Raw genomic sequence first — 26,300 nt, 5'->3', positions numbered from 1 at the left:
GAGGAGCATGCGATGCATAACGAATCCGCATCACACGACGACACGACCGTCGCCCCGCCGAAGAAGCTGCCGTGGTATCGCAAGCTCGGCATGCAGGTGCTTTTGTCGCTCGCGATCGGCATTGCGGTCGGTCTCGTCTTTCCGAAGTTCGGCGCGCAACTGAAGGTGCTCGGCGATATCTTTCTCGCGCTCATCAAGGCCGGCGTCGCGCCGCTCGTGTTTCTCACGATCGTGCATGGCATCGCGTCGGCGGGCGATGTGAAGAGCGCGGGGCGCGTCGGCTGGAGAGCGATCGTCTACTTCGAAGTCGTATCGACGATCGCACTCGCGGTCGGCCTGCTCGCGGGCAATCTGCTGCAAACGGGCAAGGCGATGACCTCCGTCGCCGTCGGCGCCGTGCCCACGACGGCCGCAAAGGCCGCGCCACAAGGCTTCACCGAGTTCGTGATGCATGTCGTGCCGGACAACTTCATCGGCGCGTTCGCGAAGGGCGAGCTGTTGCAGGTGGTCGTGCTCGCGGTGATGGTCGGCATCGGCATTCTCGCCATTCCCGAGCGCCGCCGCGTGCGCATCAACGAAGGGCTCGATCTCGTTTCCGAGGTGCTGTTCTCGTTCATCAACCTCGTGATGAAGCTCGCGCCGCTCGGCACGTTGGGCGCGGTCGCGTATTCGGTGGGCAGCAACGGCACGGCCGTGCTGGTCGCGCTCGCACAACTCGTGGTGAGCTTCTATGCGGTGGTGGCGCTGTTCATCGTCGTGGTGATGGGCATCATCGCGAAGCTCGCGGGCTTCAGCCTGTGGCGCTTTCTGCGCTATATCAAGGACGAAATCTTCATCGTGCTCGGCACGGCGTCTTCGGAAAGCGCATTGCCGCGTCTCCTGATCAAGCTCGAACGGCTCGGCTGCGCGAAGCAGACCGTCGGGCTCGTGCTGCCTACGGGCTATGCGTTCAATCTCGACGGCACGTCGATCTTCATGTCGATGGGCGTGATGTTCATCGCGCACGCGTACGGCGTGCCGATCACGCTGGACCATCAGATCGGCATTCTGTTGCTGATGCTGCTGACGTCGAAGGGCGCGGCCACGGTCTCGGGCGGATCGTTCGTGGTGTTCGCCGCGACCGTCACGTCGACGGGCATCCTTCCGGTCGAAGGCCTCGCGCTGATCTTCGGCGTGTACCGCTTCATGTCGATGGCGATCGCGACCTGCAACACCATCGGCAACAGTCTCGCGACCGTCGTGATCGCCAAATGGTCGCGCACCTTCGATGCCGCCGTCAGCGAACGGCATCTCTATCCGGAGCGTTATCCGGAGATCGCGGAAGCGGACCGCCGGCTCGCGGACGGCAATCTCCTTCCGGAAGACATGAACGACGCGAATCCTCATCCGGACGGAATCTCGCTGAGAAGCGCGGGAACGCGATGAAATGAGCACGATGAGTTTTTGCAGCGCGGCAATCGCCGCGCTTTTTTTCACTTCGCTTATCATCGGAAAGCCGCGCATCGAACATATTGGATGGTCATCCGGACCGGAGGTCGCATGCCACCGCTACGCGCAATCCATTTGCTGCAAACCAGGGAAGGCTCTCGCCTGCATGGCGCCGAACTCGACCGGTGGCGACGCTGGGGACCGTACCTGAGCGAGCGTCAATGGGGCACGGTCCGCGAGGATTACAGCGAATGCGGAACCGCCTGGGATTACTTTCCGCACGACCATGCGCGCAGCCGCATGTATCGCTGGGGCGAGGACGGTATCGCCGGATTCGGCAACGACCCGCTCGACTGGTGTGTGTCGCTCGCGCTGTGGAACGGGCGCGATCCGATCATCAAGGAACGGCTCTTCGGCCTCACGAACGAGCAAGGCAATCACGGCGAGGATGTGAAGGAGCTGTACTTCTATCTCGACGGCACGCCGACGCATTCGTACATGAAGATGCTGTACAAGTATCCGCACGACGCGTATCCGTATCAGCAGCTCATCGACGAAAACAGGCGGCGCGGCCCCGAGCTTCCCGAATACGAAGTGCTCGATACCGGCGTGTTCGACAACGATCGATACTTCGATGTCTGCGTGGAGTATGCGAAGCACACAGCCGATGACGTCGTGATGCGCGTGACCGTCGAAAATCGCGCGGACGAGGCCGCGACGCTTCATGTGCTGCCGCAGTTCTGGGCGCGCAACCGCTGGTCGTGGTCGAGCAAATGGGGCAAGCCTTCGCTGACCCTGGAGCAGGATGCGCGGGAAGGCGCGCGCGTCGTCGCGCACAATCCGTCGCAGGGCGCGATGCTGGTGACGGCCTCGGCAGAGACGCCCGTCGAATGGCTCTTCTGCGAGAACGAAACGAACGTTCGTCGCATCTTCGGCATCGAGGGCGCGGGCCCCTTCAAGGACGGCTTCAACGACTATCTCGTCGAAGGCGACGATCACGCTATCCGGCGCGATCATGGCACGCGCAGCGCAGCGCATGCGTGTCTGCAACTCGGACCGCATGAACACTCCGTGATGTATCTGCGCTGGCGTCCGGCATCGGTTTCGGATGATCCGCCGCTCGACATGGCGCAGCTTTTCGCGCAACGCCTGGCGGAAGCCGACGAGTTCTACGCGACGCTGCAACACGATATCGATGAAGCCGATGCGCGTCTCGTGCAGCGTCAGGCGCTCGCGGGCATGTTATGGACGAAGCAGTATTACCAGTTCGACGTCACGCGCTGGCACGACGGCGATCCGGGCCAGCCCATTCCGCCTAAAGGACGCCGACAGGGCCGCAATGCGGACTGGCGGCACATGTGCAACGGCGACATCGTATCGATGCCCGACAAATGGGAGTACCCGTGGTACGCGTCGTGGGATCTCGCGTTCCATGCGGTCGCGTTCGCGACGATCGATCCGGACTTCGCGAAGAAGCAGTTATCGCTGCTCGTGAAAGAACGCTACATGCATCCGAACGGGCAATTGCCCGCCTACGAATGGGCCTTCGGCGACGCGAATCCGCCCGTTCACGCGTGGGCGACATGGCGCGTATTCGAGCTCGATCGCGAGATGACCGGCATCGGCGATCACGCTTTCCTCGAAGTGATGTTCCACAAGCTGCTGCTCAACTTCGCGTGGTGGGTCAACCGCAAGGACGCCGACGACCGCAACATCTTTCAGGGCGGTTTTCTCGGGCTCGACAACATCGGCATCTTCGACCGCTCGCAGCCGTTGCCGACGGGCGGACGCATCGATCAGGCCGATGGCACCGCGTGGATGGCCTCGTATGCGCTCGACCTCATGCAGATCGGTCTCGAACTCGCGATGGCCAACGAGTCGTATGTCGAGATCGCGGTGAAGTTCTTCGAGCACTTCCTGTATATCGCGGAAGCGGTGAGTTGCGGCGAAGGCTGCAACACGGGCTTGTGGGACCGCAGCGACGAATTCTTCTATGACGTGCTGCATTTGCCGGACGGCACGCGCGTTCCTATGCGCATTCGATCCATCGTCGGGCTGATACCGCTCTTCGCGGTGCATGTGCTCGAAGAGCGCGTGTACGGCGATTTGCCGGGACTGCGCGAAAGGCTTGCGTGGTTTCTCGATCATCGGCCGAATCTCGCGAAGCTCGTCTCGCGCTGGACGGAGCCGGGCAAGGGCAACACCACCCTGCTTTCGCTATTGCGCGGACATCGCATGAAAGCGCTTCTGCGGCGCACGCTCGATCAGTGCGAATTCCTTTCCGACTACGGCGTGCGCGCGTTGTCCCGCGTGCATTGCGAGAAACCTTATATCTTCGATCACGATGGCGTGAAGGTCTGCATCAGATACCTGCCCGCGGAATCGGATTCGCGTGTATTCGGCGGCAATTCCAATTGGCGTGGACCGATCTGGATGCCGGTCAACTATTTGCTGATCGAATCGCTGTACGAGTTTCATCGCTACTATGGCGATGAATTTCGCGTCGAACATCCGACGGGCTCGGGCAAGATGCATTCGCTGAGCGAGATAGCCGACGACCTCTCGCGGCGCATCAGCACGCTCTTCCTGAAAGACGCCGAGGGCAAGCGTCCCGTGATGGCCGCGTATCCGATGCTGCAAGCCGATCCGCGCTCGCAGGATCTCATCCTCTTTCACGAGTACTTTCATGGCGACAGCGGGCGCGGCGTCGGCGCTTCGCATCAGACGGGATGGAGCGGGCTCGTGGCGTTGCTGCTGCAGCCGCGTCTGATGAAGCTGTCGCACGTGGGGCCCGAAGCGCCCGTCATGTCCGTGCGTCTGGACGAGGAGGCTATCGCGGCGATGGGGCGCTAGAACTCGCCTATACTGGAATCGTCGATTCGACTCTCTCTTTCGTGTCCCCAGAGAACCGGAGGACGTCATCATGTTCAACCATTTGCTGGTTCCAACGGACGGGTCCGCGCTATCGGAGGCGGCGGTGCGCATGGCCGTTGCGCTCGCCAAGGAGAACAGCGCGCGCATCACCGGTCTTTATATGATGCGGCCGTTTCATATGACCGTTTATAGCGCCGAGATGGCGGGCGCGAATCAGGACGAGGTTCAGGCCGCCGATCAGGCGCGCGCTCGCGTATACCTCGAAAATCTCCGGAATATCGCGGTACAGGCGGGCGTGGAGTGCGATACCGAAGCGCCCACGGGATCGCATCCCTATGAAGTGATCCTCGATACGGCGAAGACGCGGCACTGCGATCTCATCGTGATGGCCTCGCACGGTCACGGCGGGATTCGCGGGCTATTGCTCGGAAGCGAGACGCAGAAGGTGCTGACACATAGTCATTTGCCGATTCTGGTGGTGAGGCCGCCGGAGTGATGGCGGGTCGAGACTTCAGCCCTCCAGATTCCCGAAACAAACATACTTCGCCTCCAGATACTCCTCCACACCCGACGACGCCCCCTCGCGCCCCATCCCCGATTCCTTGATGCCGCCGAACGGCGCGACCTCGTTGAACACGAGACTATCGTTCACGCCGACGACACCGCATTCGAGCGCCTCCATCACACGGAACGCGCGGCTGATATCCGCCGTGTAGAAGTAAGACGCGAGCCCGGTGCGCGTATCGTTCGCGAGCGTGATGACGTCGTCCTCGTCCCTGAACTGGAGCACGCTCGCTATCGGCCCGAGGACTTCGTCGCCGCACACGCTCATCGACGGATCGACGCCCGTCAGAACCGTCGGCCTGAAGAAGTTCGATCCGGGCGCGACACGCGATCCGCCCGCCGCGATCTTCGCGCCGAGCCTCACCGCTTCATCGACGAGACTTTCGATGCGCACCACCGCCGCGTCGTCGATGAGCGGACCGATCTGCGCGCCTTCGTCCAGTCCGTCGCTCACCTTGAGCAACGCGACCTTCGAAACCAGCTTCGCGACGAAGGTCTCGTACACGTCTTCATGCACGAAAAAGCGGTTCGCGCACATCGCCGCCTGACCTGAGTGACGGAAACGCGCATCGAGCGCGCCTTTCACAGCGAGGTCGATATCCGCATCGTCGAACACGATGAAAGGGCAGTTCGCGCCCAGTTCGAGCGACATCTTCTTCACGGTGGATGCGCACAGGGTCATCAGCCGCTTGCCTTCGTCGATGGAACCGGTGAACGATACTTTCCGCACACCGGGGCTCGCGAGCAGCGTGCTTCTGATCGGCTCGCCTTCGCCCGTCAGCACGGACAGCACGCCGCGCGGCAAGCCCGCGTTCTCGCCGAGCGCGCACAGCGCGAGCGCGGAGTACGGCGTCTGCGGATCCGGATGATGAATGACCGTGCAGCCCGCCGCGAGCGCGGCGCCGACGCGTCGCGCGACCATCGAAGAGGGAAACGTCCATGACGTGATCGCGCCGCACACGCCTACCGGCTGATGCAGCACGCGGATACGCTGATTGCGGCGCGGCGCGGGAATGTTGTCGCCGTAGATGCGGCGCGCTTCTTCGGCGAACCAGTCGAGATAGTTGGCGGCCTGCGTGATTTCGGAACGCGCTTCGTGCAGCGGCTTGCCTTGCTCGGTGGACAGGATGATGGCGAGATCGTCGCGATGATGTTCGACGAGCCGCGCCCATTCCCTCAGCACCGACGCCCGCTCGCGGCTGCTCCAGTTGCGCCAGTCCTGCAAGGCCGCGTTCGCGCAGTCGATGGCTTCGGTCACCTGCTCCGCCGTGACTTGCGGCACGGTGCCGATGATCTCGCCGGTGGAAGGATTGGTGACGGGCACGCGCGGCAGCGAAGTACTGTCGACCCACGCGCCGCCGATATACGCCGATTGCTCGAAAAGACTGGGGCACTGCAATTCCATGGCTCGCTCCAATGCGTAAGAAGCTTCGTGCATTCAGTTGCATCGAGCTTAACGCATTTTTTACTCGCCATTCGCGACGCGCCCGGCATCTCCGGTATACGAATCGCGCCGGCGGCGGCGCATCGGAGAACGCGCCGCCGCCAGGACTTCAGTGGCTCGCGCCCTCCACCGCGCCGATGCCCGTCTCCGAGCGCACCGTCTGCGCTTCGAAGCCGGCCTTGTCGATGCGCGAACGCGCGGATTTGTCGGTCACCGAGAAGAGCCAGATGCCGATGAAGCCGATCGCCATCGAGAACAGCGCGGGCGACGCATACGGGAACGGCGCGCTCGCGTAGTGGAACACATCGACCCACACGGCCTTCGAGAGCACCGTCATCGCGACCGCCGAGAACAGGCCGAGGAAGCCGCCGATCGCCGCGCCGCGCGTGGTGCATCCGCGCCACAGGACCGACATGAACAGCACCGGGAAGTTGGCCGACGCCGCCACCGCGAACGCAAGCGACACCATGAACGCGATGTTCTGCTTCTCGAACACGATGCCGAGCACCACCGCGACGATGCCGAGCACGATCGTCGTGATACGCGACACCTTCAGTTCGCTCTTGCTCGACGCCTGGCCTTTCTTGAACACGGTCGCATAGAGATCATGCGACACCGCCGACGCGCCCGCGAGCGTCAGCCCCGCGACGACCGCGAGAATGGTTGCGAACGCCACTGCCGAGATGAAGCCGAGGAACACGTTGCCGCCGACCGCGTTAGCAAGATGCACCGCCGCCATGTTCGTGCCGCCGAGCAGCTTGCCGCCCGCATCCTTGAACATCGGGTTGGTGCTCACCAGCACGATCGCGCCGAAGCCGATGATGAACGTGAGAATGTAGAAATAGCCGATCCACGTCGTCGCCCAGAACACCGACTTGCGCGCTTCCTTCGCGTTCGGCACGGTGAAGAAGCGCATCAGGATGTGCGGCAGACCGGCCGTGCCGAACATCAGCGCAATGCCGAAGGAGATCGCCGAGATCGGGTCCTTGATGAAGTTGCCCGGACCCATGATCGATTCCTTCTTCTCGTGCACCTCGACTGCCTTCGCAAAGAGCGCCTCGGGGCTGAAGTGGAATTGCCACAGCACCATGAACGCCATGAACGAAGCGCCCGCGAGCAGCAGACACGCCTTGATGATCTGCACCCACGTCGTCGCGGTCATGCCGCCGAAGAGCACGTACACCATCATCAGCGCGCCGACGATCACCACCGCGATCCAGTATTCGAGGCCGAACAACAGTTTGATGAGTTGTCCCGCGCCGACCATCTGCGCGATCAGATAGAACGCCACGACGACGAGCGTGCCCGACGCCGCGAACGCGCGAATCGGCGTCTGCTTGAAGCGGTATGCGGCGACATCGGCGAAGGTGAAGCGGCCGAGATTGCGCAAACGCTCGGCCATCAGGAACGTGATGATCGGCCAGCCGACGAGAAAGCCGATCGAATAGATGAGGCCGTCGTAACCATTGCTGTAGACCGCCGCCGAAATGCCGAGGAACGAGGCCGCCGACATGAAATCGCCTGCGATCGCAAGGCCGTTCTGAAAGCCCGTGATGCCGCCGCCCGCGGTATAGAACTCGGCGGCCGAACGCGTTTTCTTCGCGGCCCATTTGGTGATGAAGAGCGTCGCGATCACGAACGCGATGAACATGCAGATCGCGGTCCAGTTGGTCGCCTGCTTCACCGCCTGACCGAGATCGCCGCCCGCGGCGAAGGCGCTGGAGGAAGCCGCGACAAGCGCGCCCGATGCGAGGATATGTTGCGGCTTCATGCGGCCTCCCGCTTGATCTTGTCGGTGAGTTCGTCGTACGTGCTGTTGGCATGGCGCACGTAGAGACCCGTTATCACGACCGTGAAGACGATCACGAACAGGCCGATCGGCATGCCCCAGGTCATCACGCCCGCGCCCATCTTCGCGGCGAGCAGATCCTTGTCGAACGCGATCAGCAACACATAGCCGTAGTACACGACCAGCACGAGGGCCGTCAGCGTCCAGCCGAGCTTCGAGCGTTTTCGCACCAGTTCGCCGTATGCGGCGCTCGACTTGATTTTTTCTACGATCTTGAGATCCATTTCCGTCTCCTGCATGAATGTCTCTTTTCTGCGTGCGAAAACGCCCGCGTTCGGCGCGGCGCGCGAACGGTCAGCGATGCGTATGAATAAGGACATCCCCGGACGGGGACGTCATGCAATGCCCTCGCGCATACTTTTCAGGCGAGTTTTTGCTTTCGATGCGCTGGAGACTAAGGTAAAAGCGTCCGCTTACCCGTTTCTTACGCGAGGCACTTTCTTTCGACGGGGTTTACGCGAAGCATCGGGTGCGCAGTCATGCGCGCGACAGGCGATCGATCGTTCGCCCGGGCAGGGTTATCGCGCTGTCGTCCTTCAGAAGAACGCCCGTCAGCTTGCGAGAGCGCGCTTCGTTCAGCAGCCACGCGAGCTTGAACGCGGCTGCATCGTAGGGCAGTCCTTCGGGGCGCACGTTCGATATGCAGTTGCGCTCCGCATCGCTGCGACTCGGACGCGGATCGTAGGTGACATACACGCCGAGACTTGCCGGAGAACTGAGCCCCGGTCGTTCGCCGATCAGCACGGCAACGATGCGCGCCCTCAGGATCGACCCGATGCAATCGCCGAGCGCCACGCGTGCCTGCGTCGCGATGACGACAGGACCGATGCGCCAGCCGTCGAGCCGCGCGACGGTCCTTTCGATGAGCGCGATCGCGTGCGTCGATGCCGCGTTCGATGAAAGTCCATCGGCGATGACGAACACGAGGTCTGCGTCCTTCGTGTGCGATTCGAGTTGTGTCGCGCTCGTCTCGTTCAGGCGGCGCCCGAGATCGGGACGCCGCAGATAGACATCGCGCGAGGGCGCGGCGCTGCAAACCGTGGCGCTCTCGAATCCCTTCGACGTCAGTTCGTCCTGCAATGCCGGGACATCGAGCGGCCGATGCACCGCGTCGCGCGCCTGCGCATGTGCGAGATTGAACGCGAGCAGCGGCGCGGTCGGCACGCTGCTGCCCGCGCGTCCGAGCGCGATGCGCGCATCGGTGAACCGGCGCAACGCTTCCCACGGATTCGCGCTGACGTTCATCACGCCCTCATCCAGTCGATGAGCGCGGGCCATTGCGTCTGTTCCCTCAGCATGCCGCGCGCATTCGTGATCTGGATCGCCTGCAGCCATGCTTCGAACTCGGGCGCGCGTTTGAGGCCGAGCACATCGCGCACATAGAGCGCGTCATGAAACGAAGTGCTCTGATAGTTCAGCATCACGTCGTCGGCGCCGGGCACGCCCATGATGAAGTTCACGTTGGCCGCGCCGAGCAGCGTGAGCAGCGTGTCCATGTCGTCCTGATCGGCTTCCGCGTGATTCGTGTAGCACACGTCGCAGCCCATCGGCACGCCGAGCAGCTTCGCGCAGAAATGATCTTCGAGGCCCGCGCGAATGATCTGCTTGCCGTCGTAGAGATACTCCGGACCGATGAAGCCCACCACCGTATTCACGAGAAACGGATTGAACCTGCGCGCCACCGCATAGGCGCGCGCTTCGCACGTCTGCTGATCCACGCCGTGATGCGCGTTCGCGGACAGCGCGCTGCCCTGCCCCGTCTCGAAGTACATGAGATTCTCGCCGACGGTCCCGCGCTTCAACGACAATCCCGCCTCATACGCTTCCTGCAGCAACGCGATGGAGATGCCGAACGATGCGTTCGCCTTCTGCGTGCCCGCGATCGACTGAAACACGAGATCGACCGGCGCGCCCTGCTCCATCGCCGCGAGCGTGTTGGTCACGTGGGTCAGCACGCAGGTCTGCGTCGGCACGTCGTAGCGTTCGCGAAACGCGTCCATCATCGCGAGCAATTTGCCGATGGCCTGCGGCGAGTCCGATGCGGGATTGATGCCGATCATCGCGTCGCCGCAGCCGTACATGAGGCCGTCGATCATCGATGCGGCGATGCCCTGCACATCGTCGGTCGGATGATTCGGCTGAAGACGCACCGACATGTGTCCGGGCAAGCCGACCGTGTTCCTGAAGCGCGTGACGACCGGGCGCTTCTTCGCGGCGAGGATGAGGTCCTGATTGCGCATCAGCTTCGATACCGCCGCGACCATCTCCGGCGTGAGCCCCTGCGACACCGCGACGAGCGCGGCAGTATCGGTCGAATCGGCCAGCAGCCATTCGCGGAACTCGCCGACCGTGAGATGCGACACGGCGGCGAACGCATCCTTCGAATGTTCGTCGATGATGAGGCGCGTGACTTCGTCGTCTTCGTACGGGATCAACGCCTCTTCGATGAACGCGCGCAGCGGCACCGCCGACAACGCCAGCTTCGCCGCCGCGCGCTCTTCTTCCGTCGCCGCGGCGATGCCCGCGAGTTCATCGCCGGAACGTCGCGGACTCGCCTTCGCGAGGAGCGTCGCGAGATCGTCGAAACGATACGTGCGAACGCCTACGGTTTCGCTGAAGCTCATACGCCGCTTCCGCCGACTGTCTTCAAACTCTTCCATTGGCCCTGCTCGACCTGAAAGAGCGTATAGGGCGGCTTGATCAGATCGCCGTACGGATCGAACGATATCTTGCCGGTCACGCCCGTCACGTTGACCTTCGCGAGCGCCTCGACGATCTTGCCGCGATCGAGCGAATTCGCATCGTGGATGGCCTTGATCATCGCGAGCGCGGCATCGTAGGCGAAAGGCGCATACAGCTCCACATCCTGATTGAAGCGCGCTTTGTAGCGCTTGCCGAACTCCTGCGCGGACGGCAGCTTGTCGAGCGCGGGACCGGGTTCGAGATCCTGCGTGCCGTTGCCCGACGTGCCCGCGATTTGCAGGAACGCATTGCTTTTCAGCGCGCCCGCGCCGAAGAGTTGCGTCGTCATGCCGAGCGAGCGCATCTGCTTGACGAGCATCGCGCCTTGTTCATCGAGTCCGCCGAAGAAGATCAGATCGACGTTCTGGCTCTTCATCGTCGTGAGAATGGCGCGGAAGTCCACGGCCTTGTCGTTGGTGTATTCACGCGCGACGACCTTGCCGTTCGCCTCCTTCACGCCCTTCTCGAACGAATCGGCGAGACCTTGCCCGAACGCGGTGCGATCGTCGATGATGCCGATGCGCTTCGGCTTCATCTGCTCCACGACGAAGCGCCCCGCCACCACGCCGCCCACGCCGTCATGGCCCATCGTGCGGAACACGTTCTTGAAGCCCTGCTTCGTGAGTTGCGGGTTCGTCGAGCCGGGCGTGATCATCGCGACATTCGCCTGATGATAGACAGTCGACGCCGGAATGCTGCAACCGGAGTTGTAATGCCCGATCACGCCGACGATGCCGCTATCCACCGCTTTCTGCGCGACCTGAATCGCGACGCGTGGATCGGCCTGATCGTCGTACACCTCCAGTTCGAACTTGACGGGCTTGCCGCCGACGGTCGGATGCTTCGCGTTCTCTTCATCGATCGCGAGTTGCGCACCGTACTGCAAATCCTTGCCGACGCGCGCGACCGGCCCCGTCAACGGCCCGACGAAGCCGATCTTCACGACTTCGGGATCGGCGGCCCACGACATCGGCATATGCGCGGCAAGCACGCCTGCGGCAAGGCTCGAAAGCAAAAAGCGGCGGTTCATGTTCGTGCTCCACATGGTTGGACGTCGCGCCAGTTTTCATACGGCCCGCTCGCGGCGCGACACCGCGAACAGGTCTCATGCGAATGCGTGCCGCGCTCAGTGAAAGCGCGACGCGCGATAGCTCGCGAGATCGAGCGGCGGTGCGCGCCGCGCGATCAGATCGGCGACGATGCGTCCGCTCACGCCCGCGAGCGTCAACCCGAGATGCTGATGCCCGAACGCATACACGACGCGCTCGCTCGCCTTCGACGCGCCGATCACCGGCACGCCATCGGGCAATGTCGGACGAAAGCCGAGCCATTCGCGGTCCGGCGCGCCGAGCGCGGGCAACGCGCGCTTGGACGACACGGTCACGAGATCGAGCAGCGCGCGGTTGCGCGTCTCGGTGAAGCCCGCGAGCTCGACCGTGCCCGCTACGCGAATGCCATCGCTCATCGGCGTCATGTAGAAGCCGCGCTCCGCCCAGCCGCACGGCCGCGATATCAGGTTCGACGCCGACGCATAACGAACGTGATAACCGCGCTCGGTATCGAGCGGAACGTCGTCGCCGCATTGATGCGCGAACTCGCGCGAGCGCGCGCCCGTCGCGACGACGACATGATCGAAGCGGCGCGCATCGCCGTTCACACGCAATGAAACGCCTTGCGCGTCCGGTTCTATCGCGTCCACTTTCGCGCGCTCCAGTTGCGCTCCGCGCGCCGCAAGCCGTTCATACAAGGCCTCCAGAAAACCGGCGGGATCGGTGAAATGCCAGCTATCGCGGAACAGCACGCCGCGCGCGAAGATCGGGGCGAGCTGCGGTTCGAGTTCGCGGATCGCGCCGCTTTCGAGCACGTCGAAGCTCACGCCGAGCCGTTCGCGAAGGCTGAGCGAATCGCGCGATGCATCGAACGATGCGGCGCTCGAATAGAGATACAGACACTCGCGCGGCTTCACGAAACGCGCGAGACCGTCTTCTTCGAGCAAGGGCGCATAGCCTTCCTGCGCACGCGAGAGCAGCGCCGACAACGCCTTCGCGCTCGCTTCGAAGTTCGCGCGCCGCGAGCTCATCAGAAAGCGCGCGAGCCACGGCGCGAGTTGCGGCAGATAGCTCCAGCGCAATCTGAACGGGCTGTCGTTCGATAACAGAAAGCGCGGGATATCGCGGAACACGGACGGATTGTTCACCGGCACGCATCCGTACGGCGCGAAGGTGCCCGCATTGCCGAACGACGCGCCCTGCGCCACGCCCGACGGATCGAACAGCGTGACGCCGTGACCGTCGCGCATGAGCCAGGCGGCGCTCGCCATGCCGATGAACCCCGCGCCGATGATCGCCACATTCGACATCAGTCACGCCCCTTCCATGCAAGATTGCCTTCATGCGACAGAAATCCCGTCGCCGACTCGCTCTCTTCCTGACGACGATGATGCTTCGCCGCGAACAGGTAAGCCGCCGAGGCCACCGCGAGACTTGCGAGGCTCGCCATCAGTTGCGGACGCAGTTCGCGGTCCGCGCCCATCGCCGCGAGCACGCCGACGATCGCGATGACCACCGCATACGACAGCCACGGAAAGAGCCACATCTTGAGCGTGAGACGCTCGGGCGCTTCTTTCTGGATGCGCCGGCGGATGCGGATCTGCGCGAGTGCCGTCGCGAGATAGACGAACAGCATCACCGCGCCCGATGCGTTCACGAGGAACAGGAACACGCCCTGCGGCGACACGATCGCCGCGACGATCGCCACATAGCCGACCACGCTCGAGAGCAGCACCGCGAGACGCGGCACCTTCTGCGGCGTGAGCCTGAGCAGCGACTTCGGCGCATCGCCGCGTTCGGCGAGACGGAACAGAATGCGCGACGACACATACAGGCCCGAGTTCAGCGCGGACAACACGGCGACGAGCACGATCGCGTTCATGATGTCGGCGGCGTAGGGAATGCGCATCGTCTCCAGTGCGGCAACGAACGGCGAATGCCCCGTCACGATGCTGCCCCACGGCACGATGCACGCGATCAGGAACAGCGAGCCGACATAGAACGTGATGACGCGCAGGATCACCGAGCGCGTCATGGCGGCGACGCTCTTCGCGGGATCGTCGGATTCGGCGGCGGCGATGGTCGCGATTTCCGCGCCGCCGACCGCGAAGATCACCGTCGGCACGGCGGCGAACACGGACATCGCGCCGAACGGGAGAAAGCCGCGATTGCCGGTGAGATGGGTAACCGCGCCGCCCGTGTGCCCGAAGCCGAGCAGATAGCCCGCGCCGATCGCGATGAACACGATGATCGCCGCGACCTTGATCGACGCGAACCAGAACTCGAATTCGCCGTACGACTTGACCGAGAGCAGGTTGATCACGGTCATCACGGACAAGAGCACGAGGCCGATGACCCAGACCGGCGCCGGTATCCAGCGCTGCAATATCGCGGCGCCCGCGACGGCCTCCACCGCGACGACGATCACCCAGAAGTACCAATAGAGCCAGCCGCTCGTGAAGCCGGCCCAGTTGCCGAGGCCGATGCGCGCGTATTCGGTGAACGAGCCGACGCCGGGCACGGCGAGCGCCATTTCGCCGAGCATGCGCATGACCATCAGCACGACGATGCCGGCGACAAGATAGGACACGCACGCCGCCGGGCCGACTGTCGCGAGCGTCGCGCTGCTGCCGACGAACAGCCCGGCGCCGATGATGCCGCCGAGCGCGATCATCGTGACGTGACGCTGGCGCAACGCCGCGCCGAGCTTGGGTTGAGAGGTTTGAGGCAAGGACATCGGGGAAATCTCCTGCGAACAAAGATCGGATGAATCGGACGCGCGGCTGATGCAAAAACCCAGCGCACACCAGACAAACTCTGATACTAGAATCACACAAGATTTTTTTGTGTGCAATTAAAAACGCTATTGTGTGGTGATGGGATTTTCCCTGAGTGCGCCTGGAGCGCGTCTTGCAGAAGCGCTTCAACACGCTTTGGCGCTTACGCGAGCATTGCATCGCGGCCACTCTGGGTTAGAATCGCCTGACTTCCGCACAAATCGCGGACAAAGCATCGTTTGTATGGAGACAGAGATTCATGGCTTCCGACAAGGATCAGACGCTGACCGCGAACGGCGAAGGCGACGGCGCGACCAAGCGATCGACCTATATCGAGGTATCCAGCTCCATCGAGAAGGAAATCCGCAGCGGCATCTATCCGCCCGGCAGCCGTCTGCCGCCGCAACGGCAACTGGCGAGCGACCTGGGCATCAATGTGTCCACGGTGTCGCGCGCGTACAAGGAATTGCAGTTGCGCGGCCTCGTGATCGGCAGCAAGCGGCGCGGCTCGCTCGTGACCGGCGGCGCGATGCCGAGCGTGGAGACGCCGCCCGCGAGCTCGGGCAGCGCGGTCATCGACCTGACGGTGAACCGGCCCGCGACCGGCGAATTCCTCGCCTGCCTCGCGCGCACGCTGGGCGAGTTGCCGCGCGATCCGCGCTTCGCGCAGTTGCAGGAATATCAGCCGCCGCAGGGCCCTTCATGGGCGCGCGCCGCCGGCGCGCGCTGGATGAGCGCGCCGGGCTTCGCGCCCACCGCGGATCAGGTCGTCGTCACGAGCGGCGCGCAGCACGGCCTGTACGCGGTGCTCAACAGCCTGATCGGCACGGATGGCGTGATCCTCGCGGATCAGCTCACGTATTACGGGCTGAAAGCGCTCGCGCCGGTGTTCCAGTTCGAGATCGTGGGCATTCCGAGCGACCGCGACGGCCTGCTCATCGACGAGGTCGAGCGCGTGTGCAAGCGCGTGCCGGTGAAGGCGATCTTCACGGTGCCGAATCTGCAGAATCCCACCGTCACGACGATGAGCCTCAAACGGCGCATGGCGCTCGTCGATGTCGCGCGGCGGCATGGCGTGGCGATCATCGAGGACGATGTGTACGGCCCGCTCGTCGCGCAACGCCTGCCGACGCTCGCGAGCCTGTGCCCCGAGCTGACGTTCCATATCTCGGCGACCTCGAAGATACTCGCGCCCGGCTTGCGGCTCGGTTATCTGCTGAGCCCGCAGGACAATTCGGCGCTTTGTGCGGAGGCCGTGCGCACGACGGCATGGATGCCCGCTCCGCTATCGATGCTGATTGCCGCCGTCTGGATGGAGGATGGCACCGCGCAGCACATCATGAACGCGCAGCTCGCCGAGATTCGCGCGCGGCATGATCTCGCGCGCGAGTTGCTGCCGCAGGATCTCCTTCAGTCCGATCCGGCCTGCATGTTCGTCTGGCTGAAGCTGCCGCTGCCGTGGCGCGCCGACGATTTCGCGGCGAATGCAAAGGCGCGCGGCGTGGTGGTGATGCCGTCGTCGGCGTTCGCGGTGGACCGCTCGGAGATCGAGCATGGCGTGCGCATCAATCTCGCGTGCGCCGAAAGCCGCGATCAGCTCGTCAGCGGCCTGAGAATGCTCGCGGGTACGCTGAGGGACCGGCCGCGGGCGCTGTTCGGGCACCTGTGACAAGCAGCACGCCGGCCAAATTCCGGCACGCCCGTTCGACAGACTGCCAAGCAATCCATAGCTTCCCGCCGCAGCCGGCGATCCCGTCGGCCTGCAAACCAAAGCCAGCAGTAATTGCTGCGCGGCCCGATCCGCCGCCTCAGTCGAAATGGCATTAAACGCTATAGCGTTTTCATCCGTATTCGGCTATTAGTAGACACGTCACGCAACACAGTCGCGAAACAATCAGCATCTCTGGCTATAACTCGACCGCCAAAACCGGAGGCAGCTACGACACATCAAAAGCATCAGGCTCGCGCTCGCTGACGTCGCCAAAGATTCCTGTCCCGCGATTTCATCGCACGGCGAAGGCACGCCTTCGCTGAAACGCAGCCGCGAGCATGTCGTGGCGAGGCGCCTTCCAGGGCGCGCTCGCTCATCAACGATCGGCCATCCCAAGAGGGAGGCGCCTATGGCGTTCGTGTCGGAACAGATGCTGGACTGCTGCTCGTTCGCTCAACCGTCGCGCCCGATGCGCGCGTTGCGTCTCGTCGCTGTCGCCACGATGGCGTCGCTTGCGCTCGTGGCGTGCAAGAAGCCGCCGCCCGAAGCGCAGAAGCCCGCCGTCGATGTCACTGTCGTGACCGTCGCCGCGCAGTCGACGCCCGTCGAATTCGAATTCACCGCGCAGACGCAGAGCTCGCGCGAGGTCGAGATACGCGCACGCGTCGACGGCTTCCTGGAAAAGCGCATGTACACGGAAGGCTCGCTCGTCCAGGCCGGGCAGGTGATGTTCCTCATGGACAAACGCCCCTTCGAAGCCGCGCTGCAGACCGCGAAGGGCTCGCTCGCGCAGCAGGATGCGCGCCTCCTCGTCACCCAGCAGAATCTCTCGCGCGTGAAGCCGCTCGCTGCGATGAACGCGTTGAGCAAGAAAGATCTCGACGACGCCGTCGGCAACGAGAAGAGCGCGCAGGCCGCCGTCATCGCCGCGAAAGGCGAGGTGCAGACCGCGGAGCTCAATCTGAGCTACACGACGATCCGCTCGCCGCTCAAGGGCCTGTCCAGCTTCGCGCACGTGCAGGAAGGCAGCTACGTGACGCCGACGCAATCGGGCCTGCTCACCTCCGTCTATCAGCTCGACCCGATGTGGGTGAACTTCAGCATCTCGGAGAACGAGTTGCTGAAGTATCGCGAGCAGATCAAGACGGGCCAGCTGCACTTTCCGCCCGACAACAAGTTCGATGTCGTTGTCATTCAGGCCGATGGCTCGGTCTTTCCGCAGACCGGCCGTATCGACTTCACGAATCCGGCGTTCAGCACGGAGACGGGCACGTTCCTCGTGCGCGCGGTATTCGCGAATCCGCAGGGCACGCTGCGTCCCGGGCAGTTCGTGAAGGCGCGCGTTGTGGGCGCGGTGCGGCCCAACGCCATTCTCCTGCCGCAGCGCGCCGTGCTGCAGGGCGCGAAGAGCCACTTCGTGTGGGTGCTCGACGAGCAATCGAAGCCGCACCAGCGCGTGGTCGAAGTCGGCGAATGGCACGGCGACGACTGGTTCATCACGAGCGGCCTGAAGGCGGGCGAGCGCGTCATCGTCGATGGCGCGATCCGGGTCAGCGCGGATTCGCAGATTCGCGTTTCGGCCGCACCCGCGGCGCCGGCGTCGGGCGCGCAGGAGGCGTCGGCCGGGCAAACGAAGAGCGCAGGCGAAAAGTGATTTGATCTGACGTCTATCGGAAGCATGTCGCGCGGAAGAGGCCAATGAACATTTCACATTTCTGCATTGACCGTCCGATTTTCGCGTCGGTCATATCGATCGTCATCACGCTGGGCGGCGCGCTGTGCATGCTTGCGCTGCCCACCGCGCAGTATCCCGACATCACGCCGCCGCAGATCACGATCTCCGCGACCTATCCGGGCGCGAGCGCGGACGTGGTCGCGAACAACGTCGCCGCGCCGATCGAGCAGCAGGTCAACGGCGCGGACAACATGATCTACATGAGCTCGTCGAGTTCGTCGACGGGCAATCTGACGATCAACGCCTACTTCCAGATCGGCACCAACCCGGAGCTCGCGCAGGTCGACGTGCAGAACCGCGTGAATCTCGCGCTGCCGCAACTGCCGCAATCGGTGACCGCGCAGGGCGTGCAGGTGCAGAAGAAGTCGCAGGCTTTCATGATGGTCATCGCCATCTATTCGCCCGACGAGCGGTATGACGCGACGTACATCGCGAACTACGCGAACGTGTATGTCCTCGACGCACTCAAGCGCATTCCCGGCGCGAACCAGACGAGTATCTTCGGCACGCCCGATTACGCGATGCGCATCTGGCTCAAGCCCGATCGCATGGCGCAGCTCGGCATCACCGCCGCGGACGTGCAGCGCGCGGTGGCGAACCAGAACCAGCAGTTCGCCGTGGGCCGTCTCGGACAATCGCCGACGGGCGCGGCCGTCGAGCAGTCCTTCGCGGTGACGACGACCGGGCGGCTCACCGAGCCCTCCGAGTTCGAGAACATCATCATCCGTGCGCAATCGGGCGGCGCCGCGATCGTGCGCCTGAAGGACGTGGGCCGCGCGGAGCTCGGGCAGAAAGATTATTCGATCCGCAGCCGCTTCCAGGGCAAATCGGCGACGGTGCTCGCCGTCTATCAGCAGCCGGGCGCGAACGCGCTCGACGTGGCGAAGCAGGTGCGCGCGTCGCTCGCCGAGATGAAGAAGACGTTCCCGCAGGGCATCGACTACGAAGTCGCGATGGACACGACGGAGTTCACGCGCGCGTCCATCTCGGACGTGGTGCATACGTTCTTCGAAGCGGTCGTGCTGGTCGTGATCGTCGTGTTCGTGTTCCTGCAAAGCCTGCGCGCCACGCTGATTCCGGTGATCGCGGTGCCGGTGTCGATCGTCGGCACGTTCATGGGCATGGAGGCTCTCGGCTTCTCCATCAACATGCTGACCTTGTTCGGCATGGTGCTCGCGATCGGGATTGTCGTGGACGATGCGATCGTGGTGATCGAGAACGTCGAGCGCAACATGACCGTGCACAAGCTCGATCCGAAGACCGCCGCCAAGAAGGCGATGGACGAAGTGGCCGGGCCGGTCGTTGCCATCGTGCTCGTGCTGTGCGCGGTGTTCGTGCCGGTGGCGTTCCTCTCCGGCATCACGGGGCAGATGTACAAGCAGTTCGCCATCACGATAGCGATCTCGGTGGTGATCTCGGGCATCGTCGCGCTGACCTTGTCGCCCGCGCTCGCCGCGCTGCTGCTCAAACCGGGGCATCACGAGAAAAAAGGCTTTTTCCGCTGGTTCGATGCCCAGTTCCTGCGCATGACGCATGGCTACACGAGCGTCGTGCGGCTCATCATCAAGCGTTTCGCGATTGCGCTGCTGCTCTTCATCGGCATGATCGCGCTCGCCGTCGTCATGATGCGCGACATACCGACCGCGTTCCTGCCGCCGGAAGATCAGGGCTATCTGCTCGGCGCGGTGATCATGCCCGATGCCGCGTCGCTCGACCGCACCGGCGCGGTGTCCGACCGCGTGACCGAGTACTTCATGAAGCAGCCGGCGGTCGGCAGCATTACGACCGTCGATGGCTTCAGCATTCTCGATAGCCAGAACAAGAACAACTCGTCGACGTTCTTCGTCGGCTTCAAGAGTTTCGAGGAACGCTACAAGTCGGCCAATATCCGCACGCAGAACGCGCGCGCGGTGCTCGTCGATGCGTACAAGCATCTGTCGCAGATCAGGGAAGGCATCGTCGTGCCGCTGAATCCGCCGTCGATTCCGGGTCTCGGCACGACCGGCGGCACCGAGATGTGGATTCAGAGCAAGGGCGATGCGACCATCGGCCAGTTCGCCGCCATCGTGGACGATTTCGTCGCCAAGGCCAAGGCGCGCCCGGAACTGACGGGCGTTACCTCGACCTTCAACGCGTCGTCGCAGCAGATGCTCGCCAATGTCGATCGCGACAAGGCCGAAACGCTTGGCGTGCCCGTCGAGGACGTCTATAGCGCGATGCAGACGATGTTCGGCTCGCTCTACGTGTCGCAGTTCAACCGGTCGAGCCGGCTCTGGCAGGTGATCTTGCAGGCGGAGCCGCAATACCGGCTGAAGCCGGACGATCTCACGCAGATTTTCGTGAAGAGCAAGTCCGGCGAGATGGTGCCGCTCAAGGCGATGGTCACGACGCGCTATGTGACGGGCCCCGATCTCATCACGCGTTTCAACAACTTCCCGGCGGTGAAGATCACGGCGAACGCCGCGCCAGGGTATGCGTCCGGACAGGTCATAGACGCGCTGGAAGATATCGCAAGGGGCTTGCCAACGGACTACGGCGTCGGGTGGAGCGGCGAGGCCTACGAAGCGAAGCAGTCGGGCAGTTCGTCGGCGCTCGTCTTCGTGTTCGGCCTGATCATGGTGTTCCTGATTCTCGCGGCGCAATACGAGAAGTGGAGCCTGCCGTTCGGCGTGCTGATGGCGGTGCCGTTCGCGATCTTCGGCGCGCTGCTCGCGATTCTCCTGCGCGGCCTCAACAACGACGTGTACTTCCAGATCGGCCTGACGATGCTCGTCGCGCTCGCCGCGAAGAACGCGATTCTCATCTTCGAGTTCGCCGTGCTGAACCGCGAGGCGGGCGCGTCCGTCTACGACGCGGCGATGACCGCCGCCGAAGAGCGCCTGCGCCCGATTGTGATGACCTCGCTCGCGTTCATTCTCGGCTGCGTGCCGCTCGCGATCGCGACGGGCGCATCCGCGAACAGCCGGCATTCCATCGGCACGGGCGTGATCGGCGGGATGCTCGGCGCGACGGTCATCGCCGTATTCTTCATCCCGATGTTCTTCTGGGGACTGGAAACGATGTCCTCGCGCTCGAAGAAAAAGAAAGCCGACGAAGCGCCCGCCGCCACCGATGCGAAGCCGTCCCAGAACGCATCGGGAAGCGGTTCGAATGCCTCGCCGTCCGCCCCGGACAAGGGAGACTGACATGCGGCGCACTTTCGCCAGCTTCGCCGCCGCGCTAGCGCTCTCCGGCTGCCTGCTCGGTCCGAACTATTCGCGTCAGCCGGTCGATACGCCGGCGACGTTTCGTTTCGCCACGGCCGAAGTCGCCGATACCGCGAACACCGAATGGTGGCAGGAGTTCCAGGATCCGGTGCTCAACGAGCTGATCTCGACGGCGCTCGCGAACAACAAGGACGTGAAGATCGCGGCGGCGCGCGTCGATCAGTTCATGGGCCAGTTCGTGACGACCCGTGCCGCGCTGTTTCCGCAGATATCGGCGGGGGCGTCGGCGGCGAGGCAGCGCGCGTCGGCGGCGGGGCCGCAGCCGCTCAACGGCTTCGGGCCGGTCTACAACGACTTCCAGGCGTCGGTGTCGGCGTCGTGGGAACTCGATCTCTTCGGCCGCAACCGGCGCCTCACGGAGGCCGCGCGCGCCAACCTGCTGTCGAGCGAGGAAGGACGGCGCGCGACCATTCTGTCGCTGGTGGCGTCGGTGGCGTCGGCGTATCTGAATCTGCGCAGCTTCGACAAGCAGCTCGAAATCGCCAAGGCGACGACGCAGAGCCGCGCCGAATCGGTGCACGTGTTCACGTTGCGCTTCGAAGGCGGCGAAGTCTCGCAGATGGAACTCGCGCAAAGCCAGTCCGAATACGAAGCCTCGCTCGCGGTGATTCCGCAACTCGAAACCCAGATCGCGCAGCAGGAAGACGCGCTCTCGGTGCTGCTCGGCGCGAATCCGGGGCCGATCGTGCGCGGCCGGACGCTCAACGAACTCGCGACGCCAGTGATCCCGGCGGGCCTGCCATCGGACCTGCTGGAGCGGCGTCCCGACCTGCGTCAGGCGGAACAGGATCTGGTCGCGGCCAATGCGCTCATCGGCGCGGCGCGCGCACTCTACTTCCCGCAGATTTCGCTGACCGGCCTCTTTGGCACCGCGAGCGGCCAGTTCTCGTCGCTCTTCACGGGGCCGGCGCGCGTGTGGGCGTTCGCGGGGCAGATCACGCAGCCGATCTTCACGGCGGGCAATATCTCCGGCCAGGTGCAGTCGGCCGAAGCGCAGCAGCAGGCGGCGTTGCTCACGTATCAGAAGTCGATCCAGGTCGCGTTCCAGGAAGTCGATGATGCGCTGATCGCGTCGCAGAAACTGCACGAGCAGCTCGAAGTGCAGGGCCGCCAGGTCACCGCGCTCGCCACGTATTCGCGGCTCGCGCGGGCGCGCTACGAAGGCGGCTATACGAGCTATATCGAAGTCCTCGACGCCGAGCGCAGCCTCTTCAACGCCGAGCTTTCGCAGGCGCAGACGCAGGCCGCCGCGCTCGTGTCGTTCGTCACGCTCTACAAGGTGATGGGCGGCGGCTGGGTCGTCGCGGCCGACAAGATGACGACGCAGCAACAATCCGCGACGCCATCCGCCGATACGGCCAAGCCGGACCAGCCCGCTTCCCAGACAGTGCAATGAACACGGTCACATCCGACGATCGCGAAGCGCGCCCGCTCATTGCGTGCCACGAATGCGATCTGATGCAGCGCGAAGGCGTCGTGCCGCCCGGCGGCACGCTGCGCTGCTGCCGTTGCCGCGCGGTGCTCTATCGCCGGCGCGGGCGCGGTTTCGACCGCGCGCTCGCCTTCGCGCTCGCCGCCTTCGTGCTGTGGCTGATCTCGAACGCGTTTCCGATCGTCGGCCTCGCGGTGAACGGCGATGTCGTCGAGACGACGCTGATCGGCGCGGTGCGCGTGCTCTATCGCGACGGCATGTGGCCGCTCGCCGGCCTCATCTTCATCACGACGATCCTGATGCCCGCGCTGCAGGCGCTCGGCATGGTGTGGCTGCTGCTGCCGCTGTATCTGAACCGCAGGCCGTGGCACGCCGACGCCGTCTTCCGTCTGCTGCGCGTCGCGCGCAACTGGGGCATGACCGAAGTGCTGATGCTCGGCCTGCTGGTCGCGGTCGTGAAGCTCGCGCATATCGCTTCGGTGGTCACGGGGCCGGCGCTGTGGTCGCTCGCCGCGCTGATGCTGCTGCTCGTCGCGGCGACGTCCGCGTTCGACGAGCGCGCGATGTGGATGCGCATCGAAGGCGCGCCGCCCGGCATGCCCGCCGACACGCCGCTTCACGGGCGCACGGCGGCGGCGAGCGGCATCTGCGTCTGTCACGATTGCGGGCTCTCCACGCGCGGCACGCTGCGTCATGACCATCTGTGCTGCCCGCGCTGCGGCGCGCACCTGCATCTGCGCAAGCCCGCGAGCCTGTCGCGCACGTGGGCGTACCTGATTTCCGCGGCGATCCTCTACATCCCCGCGAACCTGCTGCCGGTGATGAACACGAGCTCGCTCTTCGGCGCGCAGAAGGACACGATCATGAGCGGCGTCGCGTATCTGTGGCATTCGGGATCGTGGCCGCTCGCGATCATCGTGTTCATCGCGAGCATCGCCGTGCCGATGCTCAAGATTCTCGCGATCGGCTATCTCGCCGCGACCGCGAATCTGCGCATGACGCAGCAAGGCCTGCGGCGCGCGCGCATCTACCGCATCGTCGAGCTGGTGGGCCGCTGGTCGATGCTCGATATCTACGTGATCGCCGTGCTCGTCGCGCTCGTGCAGTTCAGCGCGATGGCGACGATCGAGGCCGGTCCGGCGGCGATCGCGTTCGGCGCGGTCGTCGTGCTGACGATGTTCGCGGCGATGTCGTTCGATCCGCGCCTCATCTGGGACTTCGCGCCGCCTCGGGATGAACGACGATGAACACGCCCGGCGATATCCCCGATGCGGAAGTCGCGCCGAAAAAGCGCTGGCGCATTCCCTGGGTGTGGGTCGTGCCGGCCATCGCGGTGGTGATCGGCGTCTGGCTCGCCGCGAAAGCCGTGCTCGAACAGGGCCCGACTGTCACGATCACCTTCAAGACGGGCGAAGGCATCGAAGCCGGCAAGACCAAGATCAAGTTCAAGGACGTGGACATCGGCCTCGTGAAGTCGGTCGCGCTCTCGAAGGATTACAAGCACGTGGTCGCCACCGCCGAGCTGACGCGCGACGCGACCAACATGCTCGTCGACGACACGCGCTTCTGGGTCGTCCGGCCGCGCGTGGCGGGCGGCTCGGTGTCGGGCATCGGCACGCTGCTGTCGGGCGCGTATATCGGCATGGATATCGGGCACGCGAAGCAGGACCGGCGCGATTACACCGGCCTCGAAACGCCGCCGGTGTTCGCGAGCGACGTGCCCGGACGGCAGTTCGTCCTGAAAGCGACGGATTTGGGCTCGGTCGATGTCGGCACGCCGGTGTATTTCCGCCGCCTGCAGGTCGGCCAGGTGACGGCCTTCGAACTCGACAAGGACGGCAGCGGCGTCACGCTGCATATATTCGTCAATGCGCCCTACGACCGTTACGTGAACGCGGACTCGCGCTTCTGGCAGGCGGGCGGCATCGACGTGACGCTCGGCACCGACGGCCTCAAGGTCAACACGCAATCGCTCGTGTCGATCCTGATCGGCGGGCTCGCGTTCGAGACACCCGCGGTGTCGCTCAGCTGGTCCGAGGCGCCGCCCGACACGACCTTCAACCTGTTTCCGACGCGCGCCGAAGCGCTGCGCGTGCAGGAGCGCATCGTCGATACTTACGTCTTCAACTTCGAAGGCTCGGTGCGCGGGCTCGCCGTGGGCGCGCCGGTGGAATTCCGCGGCATCCAGATCGGCGAGGTGGCGGCCATCAACACGCGCTTCGATCCGGTCACGAAGCGCATCAGCATACCGGTCGAAATCAGGCTCTATCCGGAGCGCTTCACGTCGCGCTTCGCGGTCGAGCCGAAGAGCGGACGCGTCGTGTCCGACCGGCGCGCGCTCGCGGACGTGCTCGTGTCGCGCGGCCTGCGCGGGCAGTTGCGCACGGGCAGCCTGCTTACCGGCCAGTTGTATGTTTCGCTCGATTTCTTCCCGACCGCGAAGAAGGCGAGCATCGACTGGAACCGCACGCCGCCCGAATTGCCGACGACGCCGAGCGGCCTCGAATCGCTGCAGGATTCGATGAACCGCATCATGACGCGCATCGACAAGCTGCCGATCGAGGAACTCACCGCGAGCGCACGGCAGACGCTCAACAGCACGACCGCGCTGATGCAGGGCCTCAACACGCAAGTCGTGCCGCAAGCTGCGACCACGCTCGCCGCCGCGCGCGCCGCGCTCGATGCGGCGCATTCGACGCTCATGCCGGATTCGGGCCTGCAGCAGGACACGGCCGAAGCGGTTCGCGAACTGACCCGCACGGCGGCCTCGTTCCGCAGTCTCGCGGACTATCTGCAGCAGCATCCGGAAGCATTGCTGCGCGGCAAGCCGGAGGACAAAAAGTGATGCGGCCCGCTCTGCTCTCTCTCTTTCTCGCGGTTCTGCTCGCGGCATGCGCTTCGCCGCAAGCGAGCTTCTACCGGCTGAGCGCCGATCCCTCGCTCGCCGCGACGGCCGCGCGCACGAACTCGCGGCCCGTGATCGTCGGGCCGGTGACGGTGCCCGAGCTCGTCGACCGGCCGCAGATCGTCACGCGCAATACGAACAACGAAGTCGCGTTCAACGAATACGCGCGCTGGGGTGCGCCGCTCAACAGCGGCATCGCGGATGCCATCGCCGGCGATCTCACGTTGCTGCTCGGCTCCGATCGCGTGGCGCCGGCCTCGCGTGCGCTCGCGGACCCGCAGGCCTTGCGCGTGCGCGTCGATATCCAGCAGTTCGAGTCCGTTCCCGGCGATGCCGTCACGGTCGACGCGCACTGGTCCGTGCGCCGCTTCGGCGACGACAACGCGCTGACGGGCCGCTCGCTCGTGCGCGAGCCCGTCACCGGCGGCGACTGGAACGCGCTCGTTGCGGCGCACAGCCGCGCGCTCGCGAGCGTGAGCCGCGACATCGCGAAGGCGATTCAGGGCGGCATGCCTCAGTAAAGC

At 64.3% G+C, this 26,300-nt stretch carries 18 protein-coding genes; 10 read left to right on the top strand and 8 right to left on the bottom strand.

Features of this window, described 5'->3' with window-relative positions:
- Nucleotides 1-12: 12 nt before the first annotated feature.
- From PQR08_RS02665 to PQR08_RS02655, 3 genes are all read left to right on the top strand, one after another.
- Nucleotides 13-1,425, top strand: coding sequence for a cation:dicarboxylate symporter family transporter (locus PQR08_RS02665; RefSeq protein WP_250485530.1), 1,413 nt, complete (start codon nt 13-15; stop codon nt 1,423-1,425).
- 114 nt (nt 1,426-1,539) lie between these two features.
- Nucleotides 1,540-4,281 carry an MGH1-like glycoside hydrolase domain-containing protein gene (locus tag PQR08_RS02660; RefSeq protein ID WP_250485531.1) on the top strand — a complete coding sequence of 914 codons (2,742 nt, stop codon included), beginning with the start codon at nt 1,540-1,542 and terminating at the stop codon, nt 4,279-4,281.
- A gap of 70 nt (nt 4,282-4,351) precedes the next feature.
- Nucleotides 4,352-4,798, top strand: coding sequence for a universal stress protein (locus tag PQR08_RS02655; protein ID WP_187604016.1), 447 nt, complete (start codon nt 4,352-4,354; stop codon nt 4,796-4,798).
- A gap of 15 nt (nt 4,799-4,813) precedes the next feature.
- Here PQR08_RS02655 and PQR08_RS02650 read toward each other — a convergent pair whose 3' ends face one another.
- The 8 genes from PQR08_RS02650 to PQR08_RS02615 all read right to left on the bottom strand — a co-directional run bounded on the left by PQR08_RS02650 (nt 4,814) and on the right by PQR08_RS02615 (nt 14,687).
- Entirely contained in the window at nt 4,814-6,271 is a 1,458-nt protein-coding gene (locus PQR08_RS02650) for an NAD-dependent succinate-semialdehyde dehydrogenase (protein WP_250485532.1), read from the bottom strand.
- 148 nt (nt 6,272-6,419) lie between these two features.
- Nucleotides 6,420-8,081 (bottom strand): cation acetate symporter, encoded by a 1,662-nt coding sequence (locus PQR08_RS02645; protein WP_250485533.1) that lies wholly within the window; start codon nt 8,079-8,081, stop codon nt 6,420-6,422.
- On the bottom strand, nt 8,078-8,383 hold the full coding sequence (locus PQR08_RS02640) for a DUF485 domain-containing protein (RefSeq protein WP_035501389.1): 306 nt from the start codon (nt 8,381-8,383) through the stop codon (nt 8,078-8,080). Before PQR08_RS02640 ends, PQR08_RS02645 begins: the two co-directional genes overlap by 4 nt.
- Before the next feature lie 253 nt (nt 8,384-8,636).
- Nucleotides 8,637-9,437 carry an ethanolamine ammonia-lyase subunit EutC gene (gene eutC, locus PQR08_RS02635; RefSeq protein ID WP_250485534.1) on the bottom strand — a complete coding sequence of 267 codons (801 nt, stop codon included), beginning with the start codon at nt 9,435-9,437 and terminating at the stop codon, nt 8,637-8,639.
- Nucleotides 9,404-10,783, bottom strand: a complete 1,380-nt coding sequence (locus tag PQR08_RS02630; RefSeq protein WP_187604013.1) for an ethanolamine ammonia-lyase subunit EutB — start codon at nt 10,781-10,783, stop codon at nt 9,404-9,406. Before PQR08_RS02630 ends, eutC begins: the two co-directional genes overlap by 34 nt.
- Nucleotides 10,780-11,931 (bottom strand): branched-chain amino acid ABC transporter substrate-binding protein, encoded by a 1,152-nt coding sequence (locus tag PQR08_RS02625; RefSeq protein ID WP_238211106.1) that lies wholly within the window; start codon nt 11,929-11,931, stop codon nt 10,780-10,782. Before PQR08_RS02625 ends, PQR08_RS02630 begins: the two co-directional genes overlap by 4 nt.
- A gap of 96 nt (nt 11,932-12,027) precedes the next feature.
- Nucleotides 12,028-13,260 carry an NAD(P)/FAD-dependent oxidoreductase gene (locus PQR08_RS02620; RefSeq protein WP_250485535.1) on the bottom strand — a complete coding sequence of 411 codons (1,233 nt, stop codon included), beginning with the start codon at nt 13,258-13,260 and terminating at the stop codon, nt 12,028-12,030.
- A complete protein-coding gene (locus PQR08_RS02615; RefSeq protein ID WP_250485536.1) occupies nt 13,260-14,687 on the bottom strand; it encodes an amino acid permease in 1,428 nt (475 codons plus the stop codon). The genes PQR08_RS02620 and PQR08_RS02615 overlap by 1 nt, the downstream gene beginning before the upstream one ends.
- 299 nt (nt 14,688-14,986) lie before the next feature.
- Here PQR08_RS02615 and PQR08_RS02610 point away from each other — a divergent pair, with 299 nt between their 5' ends.
- The 7 genes from PQR08_RS02610 to PQR08_RS02580 all read left to right on the top strand — a co-directional run bounded on the left by PQR08_RS02610 (nt 14,987) and on the right by PQR08_RS02580 (nt 26,297).
- Nucleotides 14,987-16,396 carry an aminotransferase-like domain-containing protein gene (locus tag PQR08_RS02610; protein WP_250485537.1) on the top strand — a complete coding sequence of 470 codons (1,410 nt, stop codon included), beginning with the start codon at nt 14,987-14,989 and terminating at the stop codon, nt 16,394-16,396.
- Nucleotides 16,397-16,847: 451 nt separating this feature from the next.
- Nucleotides 16,848-18,092 (top strand): efflux RND transporter periplasmic adaptor subunit, encoded by a 1,245-nt coding sequence (locus tag PQR08_RS02605; protein ID WP_238211102.1) that lies wholly within the window; start codon nt 16,848-16,850, stop codon nt 18,090-18,092.
- 44 nt (nt 18,093-18,136) lie between these two features.
- Entirely contained in the window at nt 18,137-21,358 is a 3,222-nt protein-coding gene (locus tag PQR08_RS02600) for an efflux RND transporter permease subunit (RefSeq protein WP_187604007.1), read from the top strand.
- A 1-nt stretch (nt 21,359) separates the two neighbouring features.
- Complete coding sequence (locus PQR08_RS02595) at nt 21,360-22,835, top strand: efflux transporter outer membrane subunit (protein WP_187604006.1); 1,476 nt, start codon at nt 21,360-21,362, stop codon at nt 22,833-22,835.
- Nucleotides 22,832-24,118: a paraquat-inducible protein A gene (locus PQR08_RS02590; protein WP_250485538.1), complete on the top strand. Its 1,287-nt coding sequence runs from the start codon at nt 22,832-22,834 to the stop codon at nt 24,116-24,118. The genes PQR08_RS02595 and PQR08_RS02590 overlap by 4 nt, the downstream gene beginning before the upstream one ends.
- The gene (locus PQR08_RS02585; protein WP_187604004.1) at nt 24,115-25,716 is read left to right on the top strand and encodes a PqiB family protein; all 1,602 of its coding nucleotides are present in this window, start codon (nt 24,115-24,117) and stop codon (nt 25,714-25,716) included. Before PQR08_RS02590 ends, PQR08_RS02585 begins: the two co-directional genes overlap by 4 nt.
- A complete protein-coding gene (locus PQR08_RS02580; protein ID WP_250485551.1) occupies nt 25,716-26,297 on the top strand; it encodes a PqiC family protein in 582 nt (193 codons plus the stop codon). The genes PQR08_RS02585 and PQR08_RS02580 overlap by 1 nt, the downstream gene beginning before the upstream one ends.
- Nucleotides 26,298-26,300 lie beyond the last annotated feature (3 nt).

Origin of the sequence: Caballeronia jiangsuensis, from assembly GCF_046030135.1 — a bacterium.
Taxonomy (GTDB): Bacteria; Pseudomonadota; Gammaproteobacteria; order Burkholderiales; family Burkholderiaceae; genus Caballeronia; species Caballeronia jiangsuensis.
Note: the sequence above shows the minus strand (reverse complement) of the source record. Positions and strands in the feature narration are given on the sequence as shown.

Coding starts and splice junctions, on each gene's coding strand:
- PQR08_RS02640 (WP_035501389.1), bottom strand. CDS start 8,383: ATGGATCTCAAGATCGTAGAAAAAATCAAGTCGAGCGCCGCATACGGC.
- PQR08_RS02655 (WP_187604016.1), top strand. CDS start 4,352: ATGTTCAACCATTTGCTGGTTCCAACGGACGGGTCCGCGCTATCGGAG.
- PQR08_RS02595 (WP_187604006.1), top strand. CDS start 21,360: ATGCGGCGCACTTTCGCCAGCTTCGCCGCCGCGCTAGCGCTCTCCGGC.
- PQR08_RS02620 (WP_250485535.1), bottom strand. CDS start 13,260: ATGTCGAATGTGGCGATCATCGGCGCGGGGTTCATCGGCATGGCGAGC.
- PQR08_RS02665 (WP_250485530.1), top strand. CDS start 13: ATGCATAACGAATCCGCATCACACGACGACACGACCGTCGCCCCGCCG.
- PQR08_RS02615 (WP_250485536.1), bottom strand. CDS start 14,687: ATGTCCTTGCCTCAAACCTCTCAACCCAAGCTCGGCGCGGCGTTGCGC.
- PQR08_RS02645 (WP_250485533.1), bottom strand. CDS start 8,081: ATGAAGCCGCAACATATCCTCGCATCGGGCGCGCTTGTCGCGGCTTCC.
- PQR08_RS02650 (WP_250485532.1), bottom strand. CDS start 6,271: ATGGAATTGCAGTGCCCCAGTCTTTTCGAGCAATCGGCGTATATCGGC.
- PQR08_RS02600 (WP_187604007.1), top strand. CDS start 18,137: ATGAACATTTCACATTTCTGCATTGACCGTCCGATTTTCGCGTCGGTC.
- PQR08_RS02625 (WP_238211106.1), bottom strand. CDS start 11,931: ATGAACCGCCGCTTTTTGCTTTCGAGCCTTGCCGCAGGCGTGCTTGCC.
- PQR08_RS02605 (WP_238211102.1), top strand. CDS start 16,848: ATGGCGTTCGTGTCGGAACAGATGCTGGACTGCTGCTCGTTCGCTCAA.
- PQR08_RS02585 (WP_187604004.1), top strand. CDS start 24,115: ATGAACACGCCCGGCGATATCCCCGATGCGGAAGTCGCGCCGAAAAAG.
- eutC (WP_250485534.1), bottom strand. CDS start 9,437: ATGGCCCGCGCTCATCGACTGGATGAGGGCGTGATGAACGTCAGCGCG.
- PQR08_RS02590 (WP_250485538.1), top strand. CDS start 22,832: ATGAACACGGTCACATCCGACGATCGCGAAGCGCGCCCGCTCATTGCG.
- PQR08_RS02610 (WP_250485537.1), top strand. CDS start 14,987: ATGGCTTCCGACAAGGATCAGACGCTGACCGCGAACGGCGAAGGCGAC.
- PQR08_RS02660 (WP_250485531.1), top strand. CDS start 1,540: ATGCCACCGCTACGCGCAATCCATTTGCTGCAAACCAGGGAAGGCTCT.
- PQR08_RS02580 (WP_250485551.1), top strand. CDS start 25,716: ATGCGGCCCGCTCTGCTCTCTCTCTTTCTCGCGGTTCTGCTCGCGGCA.
- PQR08_RS02630 (WP_187604013.1), bottom strand. CDS start 10,783: ATGAGCTTCAGCGAAACCGTAGGCGTTCGCACGTATCGTTTCGACGAT.